At 70.7% G+C, this 18,956-nt stretch carries 15 protein-coding genes; 9 read left to right on the top strand and 6 right to left on the bottom strand.

The features are described 5' to 3' along the window. Positions 1-31 precede the first annotated feature (31 nt). The 3 genes from WME79_RS00945 (at position 32) to WME79_RS00935 (ending at position 5,672) form a co-directional block, all read left to right on the top strand. Entirely contained in the window at positions 32-3,310 is a 3,279-nt protein-coding gene (locus tag WME79_RS00945; protein ID WP_437531038.1) for a P-loop ATPase, Sll1717 family, read from the top strand. Between the two features lie 102 nt (positions 3,311-3,412). Then, positions 3,413-4,168, top strand: a complete 756-nt coding sequence (locus WME79_RS00940) for a glutathione S-transferase (protein WP_437531037.1) — start codon at positions 3,413-3,415, stop codon at positions 4,166-4,168. A 241-nt stretch (positions 4,169-4,409) separates the two neighbouring features. Next, a complete protein-coding gene (locus WME79_RS00935; protein ID WP_437531036.1) occupies positions 4,410-5,672 on the top strand; it encodes a PAS domain S-box protein in 1,263 nt (420 codons plus the stop codon). 95 nt (positions 5,673-5,767) lie between these two features. Here the strand turns inward: WME79_RS00935 and WME79_RS00930 are convergent, their stop codons facing one another. After that, the gene (locus WME79_RS00930; RefSeq protein WP_437531034.1) at positions 5,768-6,415 is read right to left on the bottom strand and encodes a TetR/AcrR family transcriptional regulator; all 648 of its coding nucleotides are present in this window, start codon (positions 6,413-6,415) and stop codon (positions 5,768-5,770) included. 131 nt (positions 6,416-6,546) lie between these two features. Between WME79_RS00930 and WME79_RS00925 the strand changes: the two genes are divergently transcribed. Both WME79_RS00925 and WME79_RS00920 read left to right on the top strand, forming a co-directional pair. Beyond that, positions 6,547-7,155 (top strand): VOC family protein, encoded by a 609-nt coding sequence (locus tag WME79_RS00925; protein WP_437531032.1) that lies wholly within the window; start codon positions 6,547-6,549, stop codon positions 7,153-7,155. Between the two features lie 249 nt (positions 7,156-7,404). Continuing rightward, positions 7,405-7,830: an organic hydroperoxide resistance protein gene (locus WME79_RS00920; protein ID WP_437531030.1), complete on the top strand. Its 426-nt coding sequence runs from the start codon at positions 7,405-7,407 to the stop codon at positions 7,828-7,830. Here the strand turns inward: WME79_RS00920 and WME79_RS00915 are convergent. The 3 genes from WME79_RS00915 to WME79_RS00905 form a co-directional block, all read right to left on the bottom strand. Beyond that, the gene (locus tag WME79_RS00915; protein ID WP_437531028.1) at positions 7,816-9,738 is read right to left on the bottom strand and encodes an ABC transporter ATP-binding protein; all 1,923 of its coding nucleotides are present in this window, start codon (positions 9,736-9,738) and stop codon (positions 7,816-7,818) included. The two genes, WME79_RS00920 and WME79_RS00915, sit on opposite strands and share 15 nt — an antisense overlap. Further along, positions 9,735-11,663, bottom strand: a complete 1,929-nt coding sequence (locus tag WME79_RS00910) for an ABC transporter ATP-binding protein (RefSeq protein WP_437531026.1) — start codon at positions 11,661-11,663, stop codon at positions 9,735-9,737. The genes WME79_RS00915 and WME79_RS00910 overlap by 4 nt, the downstream gene beginning before the upstream one ends. Before the next feature lie 154 nt (positions 11,664-11,817). Next, entirely contained in the window at positions 11,818-13,368 is a 1,551-nt protein-coding gene (locus tag WME79_RS00905) for a hypothetical protein (RefSeq protein WP_437531024.1), read from the bottom strand. A 702-nt stretch (positions 13,369-14,070) separates the two neighbouring features. Here WME79_RS00905 and WME79_RS00900 point away from each other — a divergent pair. Next, complete coding sequence (locus tag WME79_RS00900) at positions 14,071-14,982, top strand: LysR family transcriptional regulator (RefSeq protein ID WP_437531022.1); 912 nt, start codon at positions 14,071-14,073, stop codon at positions 14,980-14,982. 94 nt (positions 14,983-15,076) lie between these two features. Here the strand turns inward: WME79_RS00900 and ilvE are convergent, their stop codons facing one another. Beyond that, a complete protein-coding gene (gene ilvE / locus WME79_RS00895; RefSeq protein WP_437531020.1) occupies positions 15,077-15,949 on the bottom strand; it encodes a branched-chain-amino-acid transaminase in 873 nt (290 codons plus the stop codon). Positions 15,950-15,954: 5 nt separating this feature from the next. Beyond that, positions 15,955-16,668 carry an IclR family transcriptional regulator gene (locus WME79_RS00890; protein ID WP_437531018.1) on the bottom strand — a complete coding sequence of 238 codons (714 nt, stop codon included), beginning with the start codon at positions 16,666-16,668 and terminating at the stop codon, positions 15,955-15,957. A gap of 249 nt (positions 16,669-16,917) precedes the next feature. On the opposite strand from WME79_RS00890, the gene WME79_RS00885 reads away from it, so the two are divergent. The 3 genes from WME79_RS00885 to WME79_RS00875 all read left to right on the top strand — a co-directional run bounded on the left by WME79_RS00885 (position 16,918) and on the right by WME79_RS00875 (position 18,952). Beyond that, on the top strand, positions 16,918-17,619 hold the full coding sequence (locus WME79_RS00885) for an alpha/beta hydrolase (protein WP_437531016.1): 702 nt from the start codon (positions 16,918-16,920) through the stop codon (positions 17,617-17,619). A gap of 197 nt (positions 17,620-17,816) precedes the next feature. Continuing rightward, positions 17,817-18,224 (top strand): cupin domain-containing protein, encoded by a 408-nt coding sequence (locus tag WME79_RS00880; RefSeq protein WP_437531014.1) that lies wholly within the window; start codon positions 17,817-17,819, stop codon positions 18,222-18,224. A 179-nt stretch (positions 18,225-18,403) separates the two neighbouring features. Beyond that, positions 18,404-18,952 (top strand): hypothetical protein, encoded by a 549-nt coding sequence (locus WME79_RS00875; RefSeq protein ID WP_437531013.1) that lies wholly within the window; start codon positions 18,404-18,406, stop codon positions 18,950-18,952. Positions 18,953-18,956 lie beyond the last annotated feature (4 nt).

Genomic DNA, 18,956 nt, shown 5'->3' with positions numbered 1-18,956 from the left:
CTGAGGCGCCAAGGCTGGTACGCTGGGCGACATGTCGGATGAGGGTGCCCGCCGACCGGACCAGGCCACGAAGTCATCCGCTCGCGGGAGCGACTTGACCGGGGCCAGGAGCGTTGGCCCGGGGGATGTCGTCGGCCAGCACTTTCGGATCGACGAGCTCCTGAAGAAGGGCGGCATGGGCCGGGTCTACCGGGCAACCGATCTTCGCCTGGGCGAGCCGGTCGCGCTCAAGCTGATGGATCCGGCGATCGTCGGCACGGAGCGGGCGCGCGCCCGCTTCTTCCGCGAGGCGCAGACAGCGGCGAGGCTGCGGAGCAAGAACGTCGTGCAGCTCCTCGACTTCAACGTCGATGCAGCCACGCAGGTGCCCTACATCGCCATGGAGCTCCTCCGCGGCGAGGACCTGGCACAGCGGATCGCCCGCGGGCCGCTCTCCTATGAAGAGACGAAGGCGATCCTCGGTGGTGTCTGCAGCGCGATCGCCAAGGCCCACCGCATGGACATCATCCATCGCGACATCAAGCCGGCCAACGTCTTCCTCGTCGAGGACGACGATGGCCCGCTCTGCAAGGTCCTCGACTTCGGGATCGTCAAGCTGGGTGACCTGGGGCTCGACCCCCATGGAGCGCCGCAAACGGACGCCGGCGCCACCCTCGGCACGGTGAGCTACATGAGCCCGGAGCAGATCGCCGACGCCCGTGGGGTCGACCTCCGCGCGGACCTGTGGTCGATCGGCGTGATCGTCTACGAGTGCATGACCGGGCAACGGCCCTTCCGCGGCGAGTCGCTCTTCGAGCTCGTCCACAAGATCTGCTTCGATGTCCCCGTCCCGCCGTCGCGGCTGGCGGACGTCCCGAGCGGCTTTGACGCCTGGTTCGCCCGGGCGACCCACCGCGACATCGACCGCCGGTTCACCTCCGCCCGCGAGCTCCTCGACGCGCTCCGGGCGCTCGCCGGGCGCCCGCCGGATCCGCCCCAGCCCCGGCCCTCGCCGCCCGAGCCCCCCACGAACCAGAGCTGGGCCTCGGACGCCAACCAGATCGACATCGGCGCCCTCAAGGACCTGACCTTCAAGAACGCCGTGGTCCGCGAGTTCCTCGACAGCGCCAACAAGCACTTTGTCTCGGGGAGCAAGGGGCTCGGCAAGACCCTCCTCCTCACGTACAAGCGCTCGGTCCTCAGCGAGATCTACCTGGCGGCGACCGGCCGCGAGCGCCGCCACGCCGCCGTGCAGTTCATCCCGGAGGGGCGGCCGTACCTCGATCTGATGGGCGATCTGCCCAGCGTCGATCAGACCCGGAGCGACCTCATGTCGGGTCTCCACGAGTGCAAACGCCTCTGGAGCTTCAGCTTCCGCATGTCGATCGTCTCCCACCAGTCCGCGGCCGCCGGCGCCGGCGATCCCGCGGATCTGGCGCCGCTCCCCCGGAGCCTGCGCGGGCTCCTGGAGGGAAGGCCGGTCGAGCCGACGATGGTGCTGAAGGAGCTGCTCTCGCTGACCGTTCGCCAGATCAACCAGGTCGTCGACGCGATGGAGCGCCCGCTCGAGCGGCGGCTCCGCTCGCTCCACAGCGGCGTCTTCATCTTCATCGACAAGCTCGATCAGGCGCTCCGGCGGCTCCCGCGGGCCGCGTGGATCCACATGCAGGCAGGGATGATCGAGGCCGCGTGGGATCTGATGAACGCCAACCGGCACGTCAAGATCTTCGCCACCATCCGCGAGGAGGCGTTCTCCGCCTACGAGTCCGACATCAAGAACAACCTCTACGGGGCGACGTCGACGCTCCGCTACGCCAAGCACGAGCTCTTCGAGCTGCTCGAGAAGCTCACGTATTATTACGAGCGGCTGCCGCTCCGCGAGTTCATCCACCTCGACGTGGTGAGCGCGGGGCGCTCGGCCCGCGGCGAGTCGACCTTCGACTTCCTCCACCGCCATACCCTCGGGCGGCCGCGCGACCTCGTGATCCTCGCCTCGGAGATCTCGCGCAACCGAACGGCCCTCGACGAGCGGACCTTCACGCAGATCGTGCAGCGCACCAGCGCCGGCCTCCTCGTGGCCAACATCTTCGATGAGATGCGGGTCTTCCTCGAGGTGCTCTGTCACCGCGACAAGCGGTCTCGCTTCCTTGGCCTCCTCCCCTGCGACGTCCTCACCCACGACGAGCTGGTCGAGGTCTGGTGCAAGTTTCATGAGGTCGATCGCGCGTTCTACGACGCCCACGGCCGGGACGCCGACGACGTCTACCACCCTTTCCGAGAGCTCTTCGAGTGCGGCCTCCTCGGGGTGCTCGGCGCCGATCCGGGAGCCGAGCGCCAGGTCCAGCGCTTTCGCCAGCCGCACGACGCCGTGGTCGGCTCGCGCCACGCGCTGCCGCGCTCGCGGTATTACCTGCTCCACCCGTCCCTCCGCGCGTTGATCGAGCCGCTCCCCGGCGGCGGCCCGTTCCACGCGATCCGCCACGTGGTCATCGGCCACGGGGAGCCCTGGCCCCGCCACTGGGACCTCATGGTCGACGTCCAGCGCCAGCTCTTCCGGCGCCCGGACGCCGACGAGGAGATCGCCGGGACGGTGTTCTCCCTCCTCGACCGCCTCTCGACAGAGGTCGCCGACGGCGAGAGCCCCGACGCCGCGCGGCGGGCGATCGCCGCCTCCCCCACCTTCGCCCGCCTCAGCGCGCACCTCGAGCGAATCCACTGGGACGATCTCCACATCCCGCTCCTCGAGCTCTTCCCCGACGAGCGACGGGAGAAAACGGAGCCGACCGACCGGGTGGAGGTGGCGATGCTGCTCATCGACATCGTCCGGTCGACCCACATGATCCGCAGCATCGGCGACACCGGCTTCGTCGACCACCTTCACCGGCTCCGCGGCTCCCTCCGAGGGGCGACGAATCCGCGCCTGCTGAAGGGGACCGGCGATGGGTACCTCGCTGTCTATCCCACGGTGGCCCGCGCCGTCGACGCGGCCCGCATGCTCCGTCGCACGGTCGACGACCCTGCCCAGCTGCGCCTCGTCGTCCACTGGGGCTGGGTGCGGATGAGCGATCACGACGTCATCGGCAGGGAGGTCCACCGGCTCTTCCGGATCGAGGCGGTCACCGAGGAAGATCGCATGGACGAGCCGAGCTCCGGGATCGGCCTGCCGCGCCCCGGCCGCGTGACGCTCTCGCGCTCCGCGGCCGCCGCGCTCCCCGACCCGTCGCGCGCGGACTTCCGCCGAGCGGGCGCGTTCCGCCTCAAGGGGTTCGACGATCCCGAGTCGATCTGGGTGGAGACCGACGAGACCGACGAGATCGACGCCTGCCCGTGAGATCGCTCGCGGTGAGCCCGAGGGCCCACCGGCGGGCCGCGCCCTCTGCCCTCGAGCGATCGGCCCGAGACGCGCGGCGGCGTGTGGTAGTCTGCCGGCGCCATGACCGAGCTACTTGGCCTCGTTTTCTCGCCGTGGACCGAGAAGGCCCGCTGGGCGCTCGACGTCCGGCGCGTCCCCTACACCTTCCGGCACTACCAGCCGCTCGTCGGTGAGCCGGCGCTCCGCGTGAAGCTCCGCCGGCTCACAGGCCGTGTCTCGGTGCCGGTGCTCACCACCGACGACGGGCGCGTGCTCGGGGACTCGGCCGACATCGCGCGCTGGGCTGACGGGCGCGGCGCGGGACCGACCCTGTTCCCTGTCGAGCACGAGGCTGACATCGCGCGGCTCATCGATCTCTCGGAGCGCGGCCTCGCCGCCGGACGCGCCCGCGCGCTGGCGCGCATGCTGGCCGACGAGGAGGCGCTCGCCGAGATGGCGCCGAGGCCGCTCCGCCGCGCGCTCGGTCCCCTCGCCTCGCGGCTGGGAGCGCTGGGGGTCGCCCGCACCCTCCGCAAGTACGACGGCGACAAGACCGACGGCGAGTCGCACCGGCAAACGCAGGTCGCCGTGCTGGAGGAGATCCGCGAGACGCTCGCGCGGGCGGCGCCGTCCGGAGACGCGCCACGGACGCTCCTCGGCCGCTTCACGTTCGCCGATATCGCGATGAGCCAGGTCCTCGTGAACGTCGCGCCGCCCGCCCAGCTGAAGCTCGGCGCGGCCAGCCGGCGGTGCTTCTCCGACCCCGACCTGCGCGATCGCTACGACGACCTGATCGCGTGGCGTGACGAGCTCTACCGCGCCTTCCGCACGAGCTGATCCGCCGCGTCGGGCGAGCGCGCGACCGCAGTATCTCAAGCGCGGTGAAGCCCGGCCAAACCAGCATGACAATGCGCTTCATCGGGGAGCTCTCTCCTTCAGGCGTCGAGGGCGACTGACCGGGAGCGCGGTCGCCCAGCGCTCACCCCCGACCGTTGGCAGGCTCATCCGCAACGCTGGTCCTCGCGTTGCGCCAGAGGCTCGATCATGGACGCCGGATCTGATAGCGGTGGATTTTACCATGAAACAAGCGTGGCAAACGGACGAGGTGGGGCGCTTCTTCGAGATGTCCGTGGATCTGATCGGCACCGCCGGTTTTGACGGGCGCTTCAAGCGGATTGGCCAGGCGTGGGAGCGCACGCTCGGGTTCTCGCGCGAAGAGCTCTTGTCGACGCCGTTCATCGACTTCGTGCACCCCGACGATCGAGAGCGCACGTTGACCGAGTCGGCGCAGGTGTTCTCCGGTAGCGGCAGCGTGACGTTCACGAACCGTTACCGGTGTCGCGACGGCTCTTACCGGTGGATCGAGTGGAACTCGTCGGTTCACCCGGAGGAGGAGCTCGTCTATTTCGTCGCCCGTGACGTCACGGATCGCAAGCGCGCGGAGGAGTCGCTGCTCGCGGCCGAGTCCCGGTTCCGGGCGGCGGTCGAAGGGAGCCTGGACGCCTTCTTCGTGCTCCGGAGCGCGCTCGACGAGGCCGGGACACTCGTGGATTTCGTGATCACCGACGCCAACCAGAGGGCCGTCGAGGGGATGTCGATGCCCCGCGAGGAGATCGTCGGCAAGCGGCTCAGCGAGCTTTCGCCCGCCACGCGCCGCCTCGGGCAGCTGGACAAGTACGCGCGCGTCGTCCGGACCGGCGAGCGGCTCCTCGAGGAGCAGCAGATCGAGAGTCCAGGGCACGAGGACCGGTGGCTCCAGCACCAGGTCATCCCGCTGAGCGATGGTGTCGCGATCGCGATCAGGGACATCACGCCCTTCAAGCGGCTGGAGGCCGAGCTCAGGGAGGCGCTCCAGCGCCGGGCGATCCACGCGGAGGAGCTCGAGGAGAAGAACCGCCTGCTCGCGGCGGAGAACGCCGAGCGCGAGCGCGCCGAGGCGCTGATGCGCCAGCAGCAGGAGACGATGCGCGCCATGTCCACGCCCATCATCCAGGCGTGGGAGGGGGTCCTCGTGCTGCCGATCATCGGGACCGTGGAGACCGGGCGGGCGAATGACATCATGGAGCGGCTCCTCACCGAGATCGTTCGGACGAGCGCGCGCTTCGCCATCCTCGACCTGACCGGCGTGAACGCGGTGGACGCCGCGACCGTGGCGCACCTCCTCGCCGTGGTGCGCGCGGCCAACCTCCTCGGCAGCAGCTGCCTCGTCTCCGGGATCTCGCCCGAGATCGCGCGGACGATGACGGAGCTTGGCGCGGTGGATGGCGGGTTCAAGACCTTCGGCGTGCTCCAGAGCGCCTTGCGTTACGCGCTCTCCCGCTGCGCCGATGGCGCGCGGTGAGCCGCCCGGGCGCGCGGCGCGCGAATCGACGCGCGCTCGAGCTGACGTGAGGTGGCGGGGAGCACCTCTGAGTCGCTCGACGGCTGCCGAGCCGCTCACCCGCGGTTGCGCGCCCGCTTGCCCTCGGCGGGGGCGAGCCATCGATCGAGCTCGTCCGAGATGAGGTGAAAGTCGAACGCTTCGGCGTTGACCCCGAGCTGGGTCATGGCGCCGATGATGAAGGACGTGACCACGCGGGCCGCGGCGCGAGGATCCAGATCGGAGCGCAGCTGTCCGGCGCGCACGCCTTGCCGCACGAGGTGCTCGACAGCGAGGTTCCACTCCTTGTGGGCGGCGCGGAGCGCCGCCTGCGCCGCCGGATCGCGCTGCGCACGCAAGGAGAGCTCCTGAAGGACGGTCGCCAGGCGCGGATCCTCCTGGAAGCTGCGCCATGAGTTCTCGAGGTGTGCTCTCAGGCCCGTGAGCGCGTCCCCCGGACCTGCGGGCCGGCGCTGCTCCTCGACGAATTTGTCCGTCACGTGCTCGACGATGGCGACGAGGAGCGCGTCCTTCGTCCCGAAGTAGTAGTGCAGCGTCGAGATGTTGACGCCCGCGCGCGCCGCGATATCGCGCGTCCGCAGCCCCTCCAGGCCCTTCTCCCCGATGAGCGAATACGCCGCCTCGAGCAGGTCGCGCCTCCGCGCTGCGCCGAGCTCCGTGGCCGAGGTCTTGCCGGCCGAGGCGACGTGTCTCGTCTTCGCCAAGTCCGCGCAAAGCTACAGGTTTCCTCCGTTTCGAGCAAGCGCCCGCGGCGCGCACCTTGACTGGCCGGCCGCCGTCGCGTAATTTCAATCAACTGATTGATTGATTAATTCCCATCGCATGGAGGAGATGCATGATGTCCTCGGAGCTCACCGCCGCGCCGCTCGCCGCACGGGTCCAACGAAAGGCGATCGGCGTGGGGATACGTCTGTTCTTCGCCTGGTCGCACCTTGCGTATCGCCTGCTTCCACCGTGGGGCGGCAAGCTGCGCGCTGTCGATCACCTCACCGTGCCTTGCTCGGATCTTCGGGTGGCGGAGCGGTTCTATGTCGGGCTGCTCGGCGCGCGCCTGATGATGCGCGTCGACGCCCCGTCGCTCGCGCGGATGGGGCGTCCTGCGGACGAGATCGCGCGGAGTGTTCATCTGACGGTCGTGTTCGCGGGGGGGCCACGACTCGACCTCTTCGAGTCGCCGATCGGGCAGCCGCCCCGCGCAGCGGCTCATCCGCACTGCGCGCTCTGGGTCGCGCCGGGGAGGCTGCTCGCCTGGAAGAAGCGCCTGACCGACGCTGGCGTGCCGACGTACGGCCCCACGCGGCTCGGCCCCCCGGGCCAGGCGTCGCTCTATTTCAACGATCCATTCGGCAACCGCCTCGAGCTCACCACGCTCGGCTTCACCGCGGAGATACCGGCCGGGGCGCCCGACGTCTCCGCGCTGGACTACACCTGGGCTGGCCCGTGAGCTGCAAGCGAACTGCAAACGGACTGCAAGCGGACTGCAAACGGACTGCAAACTGCGAGCTCATACCAAGCGGATGACGCCGCGCGGTCGACGCCGGGCGTGATTTCCGGGTGACGTCTCCTCCCGCGGTTGCCCGGGAGGAAAGTGGGGACTATGGGAGCGTACCCGAACGGCGCTGCCCGGTCGGGTCGTGCCCGGCGGGGACGAGCTGCCCGTGACCGGGCTCATCGCCACGAAAGGAACGCTCCAATGCCTGTTGACGTGAAGTACACGACGCAAGCCACGGCCCATGGCGGCCGCGATGGCCACGCTGCCACTGCCGACGGTGCTCTCAAGGTCAAGCTCTCGACGCCGAAGGAGCTCGGCGGCGCTGGCGGCGAGGGGAACAACCCGGAGCAGCTGTTCGCGGCGGGTTACGCGGCCTGCTTCCTGGGCGCCCTCAAGTTCGTGGCCGCGCAGGAGAAGGCCCGGATCCCGGCCGAGGCCACCGTGACGGCGAGCGTCGGCATCGGCCCGCGCTCCGAAGGCGGGTTTGGCCTCGACATCGGCCTGCGGATCGCGCTGCCGGGTTTGGAGCGGTCGCAAGCCGAGCACCTGGTCGAGAAGGCGCACCAGGTTTGCCCCTACTCGAACGCCACCCGCAACAACGTCCCCGTCCGTCTAGAGGTCGCCTGACCCTCTGACGCCACGCGCTCCCTCCATGGGGGCCGGCCCCTTGTGGACGAGCTCCCGGTGGAGCGCCGCAAACGCTCCCCCCCGCGCGAGCAGCTCGGCGTGCGTCCCCTGCTCGACGACCCGCCCGTGGTCGAGCACGACGACGCGATCGGCGTGCCGGATCGTGCTCAGCCGGTGGGCCACAACGAAGCTCGTCCGCCCTCGCAAGAGCCTCCCGAGCGCCGCCTGCAGACGGGCCTCGGTGAGCGCGTCCACGGCGCTCGTCGCCTCGTCGAGCAGCACGATGCGCGGGTTGGCGACCATGGCGCGCAGGAAGCACACGATCTGCCGCTGCCCGAGCGACAGCGCCGTCCCTCGCTCGCCGACCTCGGTGCCCAGGCCGTCCGGCAGCGCCTCGAGCATGTCGAGCACGTCGAGGCCCCGCGCCGCGTCGCGGATCTCGGCGTCCGTCGCGGCGGGGTTGCCCAGGCGCACGTTGTCGAGCACCGTCCCGCTGAAGAGGAAGTTGCTCTGCAGCACCAGCCCGAGCTGCGCGCGCAGCGAGGCGGACGAGGTCGCCGCGAGATCGTGGCCGTCGACGGTGATCGACCCCGCCGTCGGCAGGTAGAGCTTCGCGAGCAGGTTCAGAATCGACGTCTTGCCGCTGCCCGTGTGCCCGACCAGCGCGATCATCTGCCCCGGCTCGGCGACGAGATCGACGCCGTGGAGCACCGGCTTGCCCGGATCGTAGGCGAAGTGGACCCCCTCGAACACGACCCGGCCGTGCGCGGGGGGCAGCGCCGGGAGGCCACGCTCGTCGGGCCAGTCGGGCGCCGTGTCGAGCACGCGGAAGAGCCGTTCGGCGCCCGCCATCGCCGTGAGGGCCTGGTTGTACTGATTGCCCAGGATGGGGATCGGGTTGAACAGGAGGTTCGCGAGGAAGAAGAACTCCACGAGCACGCTCAGCTCGATCGCGCCGTGCAATGCCTGATAGCCGCCGACGACCACGAGGACGGCCAGGAACAGCTGCCCGTTGAACTCGAGGAGCGGGAGGAACGTCGCCGAGTGGCGCGCCGCATCCATATTGTAGCGCGAGTGGTCGAAGATCAGCGCGCGGAACAGCCCGCCGTTGATGTCCTGCCGCACGAAGCCCTGCGTCACGCGCACCCCCGTGACCGACTCGGCGAGCGTCGCGGTCACGCGGGTGAAGCTCTCCTGCGCGCGCTGGTGGGCGGCCCCGAGGCGCTTGTGGAAGTAGACGATCAGCCCCCAGAAGATGGGGACCATCGCGACCACCACGAGGAAGAGCTGCCAGTGCGCGTGGGCCATCAGCGCCATCGCGACCGCCATGGTGCCGAGGTTCACCGTGCTCACGAACACGACGTCCTGCACCGCCACCCGGATCGCGTCGATGTCGGACGTCATGCGGCCGATGAGGCGCCCCACCTTCGTCTTCACGAAGAAGCGCATCGGCATGCGCAGGAGGTGGCTCTCCAGCCGATCGCGCATGTCGAACACCACCGCCTCGCCGAGCTCGAGCGCGAGCCGCGCGCGGTAGTGGAAGACGATCTCGGTGAAGAGGACGAGCGCCGCGAAGCCGAGGACGGCGAGCAGCGTGGCGCGCGCGTCGCGCCGGGCCACGGGGCCGCTGATGATGGCGCCGACGGCCCAGGTCAGGATCGGGAGCTGGATCGACCTGACCACCACGAGGGCGAAGAGCGCGTTCCGCTTGCGCGCGTACGGGCGGGTGAAGGCGAACACCCGCCGCACGAGCCCGAGATCGAGCGTGCGGTGGTGCTGGTCCGACTCGTCGTCGAGCGCCACGCGCGTGAGGCCGAGGCGCACGTCGATCGGCGCCACCTCGACCGTGGAGCGAGCCGTCCCCGACGTCGTCGCGGGGCGGACCGGCGCCTCGGCCCCGCGGCTCACGCCGACTCCTCGGCCGGACGCGCCCCCGCGCGGCGCGAGGGGGTCTCGTCCGCCCGCGCCCCGGAGACGTGGGCGTCGTGCAGCGCGAGGGCGCTCGCGTAGTGGCCGCGCCGCCGGAGCAGCTCCTCGTGGGTCCCCCGCTCGGCGATGCGGCCCCGGTCGAGCACGATCACCTGGTGCGCGCGGCGGAGCAGGTGCGCCCTGTGTGTCGCCATGATCGTCGTCCGCCCCCGCGTCGCGCTGAGGATCGCGTCGAGGATCTCGCGCTCGGTGCTCGCGTCCACCGCCGCGGTCGGGTCGTCGAGCAGGAGCAGCGGCGGGTCGAGCAGCACGGCGCGCGCGATGGCGAGCCGCTGCCGCTGGCCGCCCGAGAGGTTGACCGCCGCCTCACCGAGCTCGGTGTCGTAGCCCTCGGGCAGCTCCCGGATGAACTCGTGGGCGCAGGCGATGACCGCCGCGCGCTCGATCTGCTCGCGCGTCGCGTGCGGGGCGCCGAACGCGATGTTGGCCGCCACCGTGTTGCTGAAGAGGAAGTTGTCCTGAAAGACGACCCCCATGCGCCGGCGGATCTGGTCGAGGTCGTGGCGGCGGAGGTCGATGCCGTCGAGGAGGACGCGCCCCGACGTCGGATCGTAGAAGCGCGGGATCAGGCTGAGCAGCGTGCTCTTGCCGGCGCCGGTCGGGCCGATCACGGCGACGAACTGCCCCGGCGCGACGTCGAGGTGGACGTCGTGGAGGACGGGCCGCTCCGGATCGTACCCGAACGTGACGCGCTCGAACACGAGGCCCCCCTCCACCCGCGCGGGGCGCGCCGGCGCCTCGGGGCTCGTGATCTCGACGGGGGTGTCGAGCACCTCGAAGACGCGCTTCGCCCCGATGAGGCTCTGCTGCGCGGTGTTGACGATCGTCGCCATGCTCGCGATCTGCCCCGAGAATTGCTGCAGGATGCCGGCGAACACAACGAGCTGCCCGAGCGTCATCCGGTCGCGCGTGACGAGCAGCCCGCCCATGCCGAGCAGGATGACGAGGTTGAGCTGCCCGAGGAGATCGATGGTCGGGCTGAGCACGCTGACCGTCCGGAAGGTCTCCTGCTGCTGCTCGCGCACCTCGCGGCTGCGCTCGTCGAAGCGGCGATGGGCCTCGCGCTCTCGCCCGAGCCCCTTGATGACCTGGATGCCCTGCAGCCCCTCCGTGAAGCTCAGGACCATGCGATCCACGAGCTCCCGGTTGCGCAGGTAGGCGGGCTGCGCCCACCGGGCGAAGAGCGTGCTCGCGATCCAGAGGAGCGGCGTCGGGGCGAGGCACGCGAGCGTGAGGAGGACGTGCGCGCGGAGCATGTACGCGACGTACACGCCGAGCGACAGGACCATGATGACGCTCGGGAGCAGCACCCCGTCCACGAAGGAGCGCACGAGCTGCACGTCGCCGGTGACGCGGTTGATGAGCGAGCCGCTCTTGTTGGCGTCGAAGAACCGGAAGCTCAGCCGCTGGAGCTTGTCGTACACCCGCGCCCGGAGATCCGGGACGATCTCCATGTGGACGAGGTAGCCCACCGAGAGCGCGTAACCGTAGTTGATCACCGCGCGCGCGGCCGCCATCGCGAGGATGGCAGCGCCGATCGAGAGGACGGCGCGCATGGGCTCACGCTCGGCATCGACCAGCGCGCCGAGGCCGACCGGCAGCTCGGGGAGGCGGTTCGACGGATCGAGCCGGTGGCGGAGGATGTCGATGGCGAGCCCGGTCAGGCCGAGCCCAGCGAGCCCCAGCGAGAGCAGGACGATCTGGTAGCCGAGGACACGCAGGACGCGCCCCCGGTACGCCCAGCTCAGCCCGAGGAGCCGCAGCAGGAGCGAGCCCCCCTCGCGGGAGCGCCCTGTTTCAGACGAAGCAAGGGAACCGACATCAGGACGTGAACCGGACAACATCAGCGCAGGGCACCTGGCATACCGGCCATGCCGGGGCCCGTAAGCTACCGATTTGTGCGGCGTTCGCCAGCGGCGGGGACACGAACCCCGGGGCGCGCTCCGCCTGTCGTCCAGACCGCTGGGCCAGCGCCCCGACAGGGCTCCTGGCGCTCCGCTAGTACATCAGGTTGCCCTTGCCGAGCTGGAAGTTGATGTTCGATCCGAACTGATCGCGCGCGTTCTGGACGCGCGAGATCGCGTTCGAGATCCGGCCCTGGCGCTGCGACCAGGTCGTCGCCGAGAGGCCCGCCGCGATCTCGGTCTTCGCCAGCTGGAGGCGATCCTTGGAGACGGGGTGCAGCGGCGTGCCGCCGGCGTCGAGGACCTCGAGCGCATCGTCGATCTCCGCCTCGGCCAGCTCCATCAGGCGCTTCTGGACGTCGGCGCGCGTGTCGCGGAACCGGCTCACGAGCACCTGGGCGGCGTTCAGGCGCTGCTTTGCGATGTCGAGGTTGAACGCGGCGTTCAGCACACGAAGGAACCGCCCGATCTTGCCGATGTCGGTGTCGGGGAACTGGACGGGGCTGCCGAACCGCGCCTCCAGCTCCTTGCCGGCCGGCGAATCCTTGAAGAAGTTCGACAGATAGAACGCCACCGCGCCCTCGATCTGGTTCCCGAAGGCGTTGGTATGGAAGAACGGCGGCGTGTCCACAGCCTCGATGAGGGGCGGGGTGCTGAACGTGCCGTCGCCGAAGCCGTTGAGAAAGCCGATGTCCAGGACATCGATGTTGGGCGAGGCCAGCCCGGAGCCGCCGAAGCCGCCGTCGAACGCGCCGATCGAGCCGGTCGCGGGGGCCTTCCGGGTGCCCGTGTCCAGGTTGCGGTTGCGCCCCGTGTCCAGGTGGTTGGCGCCCGCGTTCGCGTGGCACACGTTGCAGCGGCCCCGCGCCGGATCGAGGAACGCCTGCCGCCCCTCGTTCGCCTCGGGATCGGCGAGGTTCACCTGCGTGATGTTGAGCTCGTTCGTCCGGCCCAGGCTCATCTGGAAGGCGAGCGTCAGATCGAGCTCCTGCGCGGTCGGGAGCCGGAAGGCCACCCCCGGCTCGCGGCCGAGATCCGTCGGGTAGTGCTGCGTGATCGCCCCGGTGAGGAACTCGCGCAGCGAGCCGGTGCCCGGGGCGCCGTCGCCCGACCAGCCCGTGCGATGGACCGGCGGGTTCGCTATCCCGTCCACCGGATCCGGCGTGATGCTCGTCGCCAGCGAGAGCGTGTGGGGGACGGCGCGCATCGAGAACTTGTTGTCGAGATCGTCGAAGCCATCGATGTTCTCGCGGATCAGGCCGAGCGTCTTCAGCTCGGGCGTCTCGAGGTCGGTCAGCTCCGGGTCCTGCTCGAAGACGAACAGCGGGTCGAGGGGGTTATCCTCGAGCAGCGCATCGATGAAGGGGATGTCAATCGTGAAGTTGTTTCCGACAGGATGGCACGTCCCGCAGGAGCGGCCGTTGCCCTCGAAGGTCTCGCGAAAGAAGATGTCAGCACCCGCGCAGATCTCCCTCGTGACGAGCCCGGCGATCACGCGAGGATCCTGGTCGCAAGCCGCGAGCCGCTGCTGAGCCGTGAGCGCGCTCGACGCCGCGCCGAGGGTTTCTACCTCGCCCTCGCCCTCCGGCGCGGACGGGGCGCACGAGGCGAGGAGAGAAACAGAGACGATGGGAGCGAGGATCAAGGAACTCAATCTCGGACTTGGCATGACGCTCTCTCTTCCTGTTACGGTTGTTCGACACCGATTTCGAACCACGGCGTTCATGGATGCGGCGCGCCGTTCGGCGGCAGCGCCGGGGAAACACAGTTGAAACCAACCTGGCGCTACGCCGACGACCGACGACCGACGGCTGACGCGGCGCCGGCGCTGCGGGCGAGAGCCGGAGACGAGATGGCCGATTCAGGCCATCCGCGCGGCCTTGAAGGCACGCCGGAGGCCCGAGGCCCGGTCGTCGCGCGCTCCGTGCGACAAGCGCGCTCGGGCCGCTCCGCCTCGATACGACCCCCTACGGGGATCGCGCCACAGGCGATCTCAGGCGGCGACTACTTAGCGGACCGGACCAGATACAGCAATGTTCACGGACGCTCGCAGCACAATTCTGACTTCTTAACGAACCTTTCCAAGCAGGATCACGAGACGACATTCCCCGGCTGCTCGGCCTGCGGCATCGCCGCGTATCGCCGCGACGGCAGGCGGAGCGGGCGCGAGGAGGAGCCGTGAGCCGGGCTCCACGGGCATGCTCGGGAGATCGAAGCGGGACATGGGCGCGAAGCGCCGGCGGCATCCCCCCACCGCTCCTGGTGAGGTCAGTGACCGGGCCGGCTCAACAGCGAACCTGTAGGTCGGCCGATGGCGCGCTTCCAACTCATTAGTAGCATGGGCCCCATGCATCCCGTGCATCTTGCTTCGATCGACCTGAACCTGCTCGTCGTCCTCGACGCCCTGCTGGCGGAGGGGAGCGTCACGCGCGCGGCGGCGCGCGTCGGGCTGAGCCAGTCGGCGATGAGCCACGCCCTCGGGCGCCTCCGCGCGTTGATCGACGATCCCGTCCTGGTGCGCACGCCGCGGGGGATGATCCCGACGCCGCGCGCGCAGGAGCTCATCGGCCCCATCCGCGAGGCCCTCGCCAAGATCGAGGCGACGGTCGCGCGCAGCCCTCGCTTCGAGCCCGCGACGGCGCGCCGCTCGTTCACCGTCGCCACGGCCGATTACGTGGAGCTCATCCTGCTGCCGCGGCTCGTGCAGAAGCTCTGCTCTGACGCGCCCTTCATCGACCTGATCGCGCGCCCCTACGACAGCGAGATGTGGACCTCCATGGAGACCGGCAAGGTCGATCTCGCGATCGGCCTGCTCCCCACCTTGCCCGCGGGGTTCTACCGGCAACGGCTCATCGAGGAGCATTACATGTGCATCGTGCGGAGGGGCCACCCCGTGGTGCGCGGCAAGCTCACGCTCAAGATGTACGCGAGCTTGCCGCACGCGCTCATCAGCCCGCGCGGCGAGGGCGGAGGCCGGGTGGACGAGGTCCTCGCCGAGCGGGGGCTCTCGCGCCGCGTGGCGCTGCAGATCCCGCATTTCTTGGTGGCCGCCCACATCGTGGCCCAGACCGATCTCGTGATGACCGTGCCGGCGCGCATCGCGCGCGAGTTCGCAGAGAGGGAGGAGCTGCAGGTCATGAAGCCGCCCGTGGAGCTCGGCGGCTTCTCGGTGGACCAGGTGTGGCACGAGCGGCAAGCGAAGGACCCGGCGCACATCTGGCTGCGCGGCGTCTTCGCGGAGATCGCCCGCGACAGCTGACGCGCTCTCCCGCGCGGCGGCCAGGTCTCGCGGGAGCGGGGCGAGCCGACGTGCAGAGTCGCGAAAGAATGAACCGGTTAACCGTCGCCTTCGTTCAGACGATGAACGGGGCGCCCTCGGTCTCGGCGAGCTGCCGGTGGAGCGAGGTCAGGCGGGCCGTGACGGGGCCGCGCTCGCCGCGGCCGATCGTGCGCCCGTCGAGGCTCCTGACGGCGATCACGCCGGCGCCGGTGCCCGTCAGGAACGCCTCGTCGGCGGCGAAGAGGTCGAGCCGCCCGATCGAGCGCTCCACGACCGTGAGCCCGATGCCGCGCGCGAGCTCCATGACGGCCGCGCGGTTGATGCCCTCGAGGCACCCGTCGGTGGCCGGCGGCGTCGCGAGCACGTCGCCGCGGAGCGCGAACACGTTGGCCACGGAGGCCTCCGCCACGTGGCCCCGCGCGTTCAGGAGCAGCGCGTCGTCGGCGCCCCGCTGCCTCGCCTCGAGCTTCGCGAGGGCGGAGCCGAGGTAATTCAGGCTCTTGATCCGCATGTCGAGCGCGTCCGCGTTGGGCCTCCTGTGGCTCGACGTGATGAGCTCGAGGCCGCGCCGGCGCTGCTCGTCGTCGAAGAGGCGGATGGCCCCCACGATGCAGAACAGCCCTGGCCGCTCGCAGGTCGTCGGGTCGACGCCGAGCGGGCCCACGCCGCGCGTCACCACGAGGCGCACGTAGGCCTCGGGCTGGCCGTGCGCGCGCGCGGTGTCCTCGACGATGGCGCGGAGCCCGTCGAGCGAGCGCGGGAGCGCGATGCCGAGCGCCCTCGCGCCGATCTCGAGCCGCGCGAGGTGGCGCTCGATCCGGAAGACGCGCCCCGCCGCGACGCGCATGCCCTCGAACACGCCGTCGCCGTAGAGCAACCCGTGATCGGTCACGTTCACGGTCGCATCCGCAGCGTCGACGATCCGCCCATCGATCCATGTCTTCATGCCGTTCACCTCCTGCCCTCGCCCTGGAGGGCGCGCGCGACCCGCTCGGCGGCGTCGCGCGTGTGATTCACCGCGGCGTCACGACGATCGCCGCGCAGGCTCTGGGCGGCCGCGGCGCAGGCGACGCAGCCGTGCAGGCCGCCGCGCGCGAGCACCGGGGCCGCGATGACGGTGAGCCCGTCGATCCACGCCCCCTCGTTGACGTCGTAGCCGCGCTTCGCCGCGCGCCGCGCGGCGCGGAGCGTGGCGGGGTCCGCGCCGGAGGCGCCCACGAGCTCCGGCGCGTGCGCGAGGTAGAGCCGGCCGCTCGCGGTGACGTCGACCGGCACCTCGGCCCCGACGGTGGGCGCCGCGCGCAGGAGGCCCGTGCCCTCCGCCTTGTCGAGCACGACGAGCCTGCCAGCGCGCGCGGCGACGAGGAAGAACGTCTCGCCGAAGGCGCGCGCCGCCAGCTCCAGCTCGGGCCTCGCGACGCGCGCGACCGCGTCGAGCCCCTGCGCCCCGAGCCCGAGCCGGATGAGGCCTACGCCGAGCCGGTAGCGCCCCTCCCCGTCCTGCTCCACCAGCGCGTGCACGGCGAGCGACGCGAGCAGCCGGTGCAGGGTCGCCTTCGGCATGCGGAGCCGCTCCGCGAGCTCCGCGAGCGAAGCGCTGCCGCCGCCCTCGCGCAGCGCCTCGAGGGCACGCACCGCCTTGTCGACCGTCCCGGATCGCTCCATGCTAGTTCCACTATTCGGAATGACGTTCCGATTATTGGTATACCTCCATCCAGGGCCGCGGTCGAGGGCGCGCCTCGGGTGCTGCGCGGCGCCGCGGGATCCCCGTGGCACGGAGGGCGGAGGCGCGCGGGGACCGGCGGAGGCGCAAGGAGAGCGGGCTCGGCGCTGCGGGCGACGCGCGCTGGTGTCGCTCGAGGGGGTCGGATAGCGTCCTTCGGTCCCGCGGTGAGCTGCGGAGGGAAGGAGCACATGCGCAAGATCTCATCGGTCGTACTCGTCCACGGCGCCTGGCACAGCCCGTCCTGCTGGTCCCAGGTCGCGTGCCGGCTGCTCGCCGGCGGGCTCGACGTCCGGGTGCCAGAGCTGCCGAGCGTCGGGCCCGCCGCGGGCGAGCCGGGCAGCCTCGCGGCGGACGCGGAGGCGGTGCGGGCAGCGCTGGCCGAGGCGCCCGGCGAGGCCATCGTGGTCGCGCACTCCTACGGGGGATTGCCGGTCACGGAGGTGGCGGCACGCGCGGGCAACGTCGCCCACCTCGTCTACCTGTGTGCGTTCATGCTCGGGCCGGGGGAATCCCTGCTCTCGGCGATCGGAGGCCAGGAGCCGCCGTGGTGGATCACCTCCACGGACGGCCGGACGATGATGCCCGACCGCGCGCGCGACATCTTCTACAACGACTGTAGCGACGAGGTCGCGGCCGCCGCGGCAGCGGCGCTGCGGCCCCAGTCCAAGGCGTCCTTCGCGGAGCCGCTGAGCGCCGCGGCCTGGCAGGAGCTGCCCTCCACTTACGTGATCTGCGAGCGCGACAACGCCATCCCGGTGTTCGCGCAAGAGGCCATGTCGCGGCGCGCGAGGGACGTGCGGCGCCTCGACGCGGGCCACTCTCCGTTCCTGTCGCAGCCAGACGAGCTGGCCGCGCTCGTGCGCGACATCGTCGCGGCCGCGGCTGACTGAGCCGACGTCGGCGCGCGGCGCGGCGACGTCGGGGGCGGCCGTCGCCCGCGCCTGGCCTCCGGAGCCGCATCGACATTTCGGCTCGGCCAGCGAAACGGCGGCGGAGGGCTGCCGTATCCAGCGAGCAGGGCGGCCTGTCGCGACGGCCTGTCGCGCCAGGCCGACCCGCGCCCGATGCTGCCGTGGAGGATCAAGCCATGACTGTCCTGAACATCGCCTCGATCGAGAAGCTCAGCCTTCCCGGGCTCGCCCACCAGACCCTCGCCGGCCCTCGCGACGGCCTCCGGACGCTCGAGGTGTGGATGCAGACCGTTGCGCCGGGCGCGCAAACGCCGCGTCACCGGCACGCATGTGAGGAGGTGATCGTCGTCCTCCGCGGCTCCGGGACATGCGAGATCGATGGAGTGGCCCTCACGTTCGGCCCGGGCTCGACGCTCATCGTGCCGGCGGGCGTCCCGCACCAGATCGCGAACACGGGTGAGGAAGAGATGCACGTCGTCGCCGCGCTCGGCGCAGCGCCGGTCACCGTGGAGACGCCTGCCGGCGAGCGCATCGAGCTGCCGTGGGATCAGCACCGCTTCGCTCGCCAAAGGAGCGAGATCTGACGTTCGACGCCAGTGCGCCAGGCTGAGCCAGGCCGCCTGTCGCTTTTTGGCGACGTCGCCTTCGCCGAGCAGCCGGGCGGGCGTGCAGTCTTGTTCTGCCCGGTCGCAGGACGCGACCTGCACCGGAGCCAGGCGCGGCGTCCTGGCTCGTGGCACAGGGGTTGCCGCCTGGCACAGACATGAAACCGAACACGCTCTTCAAGGTCCTTGCGCTGGTCGCTAGCTTCCCGTTCGCCGCCGGCTGCGCTGTCGGCTCCGAGGAGGAGCCAGCGCCTGGGCAACAGTCGCTCGGCGCCTCGTCCGAGGCCGAGGGGATCTGGCTCTCCACGAAATACTCCTTCGGGTTCTGCGCCGGCGAGTGCATCACGACGGTGTCCCGCGACGGCGTGGAGTTCTCGCTCACCGCCTGCACGCACACCCAGGGCTGTCCCCGCTCGAACCAGGCGACACTGACGGACGAAGGCTCGCGAAAGCTCGACGAGATCGAGGGCGCGCTCTCGGGCGTCGCCCTCAACAACCGCTACGGCTGCCCTGACTGCGCCGACGGCGGCGCAACGTCGGTGCGCCTGCGCCGCGATGGTCTCGAGACGTCGCACAGCTATCAGTACGCCGACGCGCCTGCGCCCCTGTCGGCGCTCGACCACCTGGTGGCCGACCTCCGGCTCGGCCTGGACTCCTGCACACCGGGACCGCTCCTGAAGCTCTCGCCGGGGTGCACGCCCAGGTGAACGC

It is taken from the genome of Sorangium sp. So ce726, from assembly GCF_051521405.1.
Taxonomy (GTDB): domain Bacteria; phylum Myxococcota_A; class Polyangia; order Polyangiales; family Polyangiaceae; genus Sorangium.
The sequence above is the reverse complement of the archived record's forward strand: the minus strand, read 5'-3'. Positions and strand labels throughout refer to the sequence as shown.

What these genes read in the sequence shown, in the direction of transcription:
- WME79_RS00945 (WP_437531038.1), top strand. Translation starts at nt 32, where the DNA reads ATGTCGGATGAGGGTGCCCGCCGACCGGACCAGGCCACGAAGTCATCC.
- WME79_RS00940 (WP_437531037.1), top strand. Translation starts at nt 3,413, where the DNA reads ATGACCGAGCTACTTGGCCTCGTTTTCTCGCCGTGGACCGAGAAGGCC.
- WME79_RS00935 (WP_437531036.1), top strand. Translation starts at nt 4,410, where the DNA reads ATGAAACAAGCGTGGCAAACGGACGAGGTGGGGCGCTTCTTCGAGATG.
- WME79_RS00925 (WP_437531032.1), top strand. Translation starts at nt 6,547, where the DNA reads ATGATGTCCTCGGAGCTCACCGCCGCGCCGCTCGCCGCACGGGTCCAA.
- WME79_RS00920 (WP_437531030.1), top strand. Translation starts at nt 7,405, where the DNA reads ATGCCTGTTGACGTGAAGTACACGACGCAAGCCACGGCCCATGGCGGC.
- WME79_RS00910 (WP_437531026.1), bottom strand. Translation starts at nt 11,663, where the DNA reads ATGTTGTCCGGTTCACGTCCTGATGTCGGTTCCCTTGCTTCGTCTGAA.
- WME79_RS00900 (WP_437531022.1), top strand. Translation starts at nt 14,071, where the DNA reads ATGCATCCCGTGCATCTTGCTTCGATCGACCTGAACCTGCTCGTCGTC.
- ilvE (WP_437531020.1), bottom strand. Translation starts at nt 15,949, where the DNA reads ATGAAGACATGGATCGATGGGCGGATCGTCGACGCTGCGGATGCGACC.
- WME79_RS00890 (WP_437531018.1), bottom strand. Translation starts at nt 16,668, where the DNA reads ATGGAGCGATCCGGGACGGTCGACAAGGCGGTGCGTGCCCTCGAGGCG.
- WME79_RS00885 (WP_437531016.1), top strand. Translation starts at nt 16,918, where the DNA reads ATGCGCAAGATCTCATCGGTCGTACTCGTCCACGGCGCCTGGCACAGC.
- WME79_RS00880 (WP_437531014.1), top strand. Translation starts at nt 17,817, where the DNA reads ATGACTGTCCTGAACATCGCCTCGATCGAGAAGCTCAGCCTTCCCGGG.
- WME79_RS00875 (WP_437531013.1), top strand. Translation starts at nt 18,404, where the DNA reads ATGAAACCGAACACGCTCTTCAAGGTCCTTGCGCTGGTCGCTAGCTTC.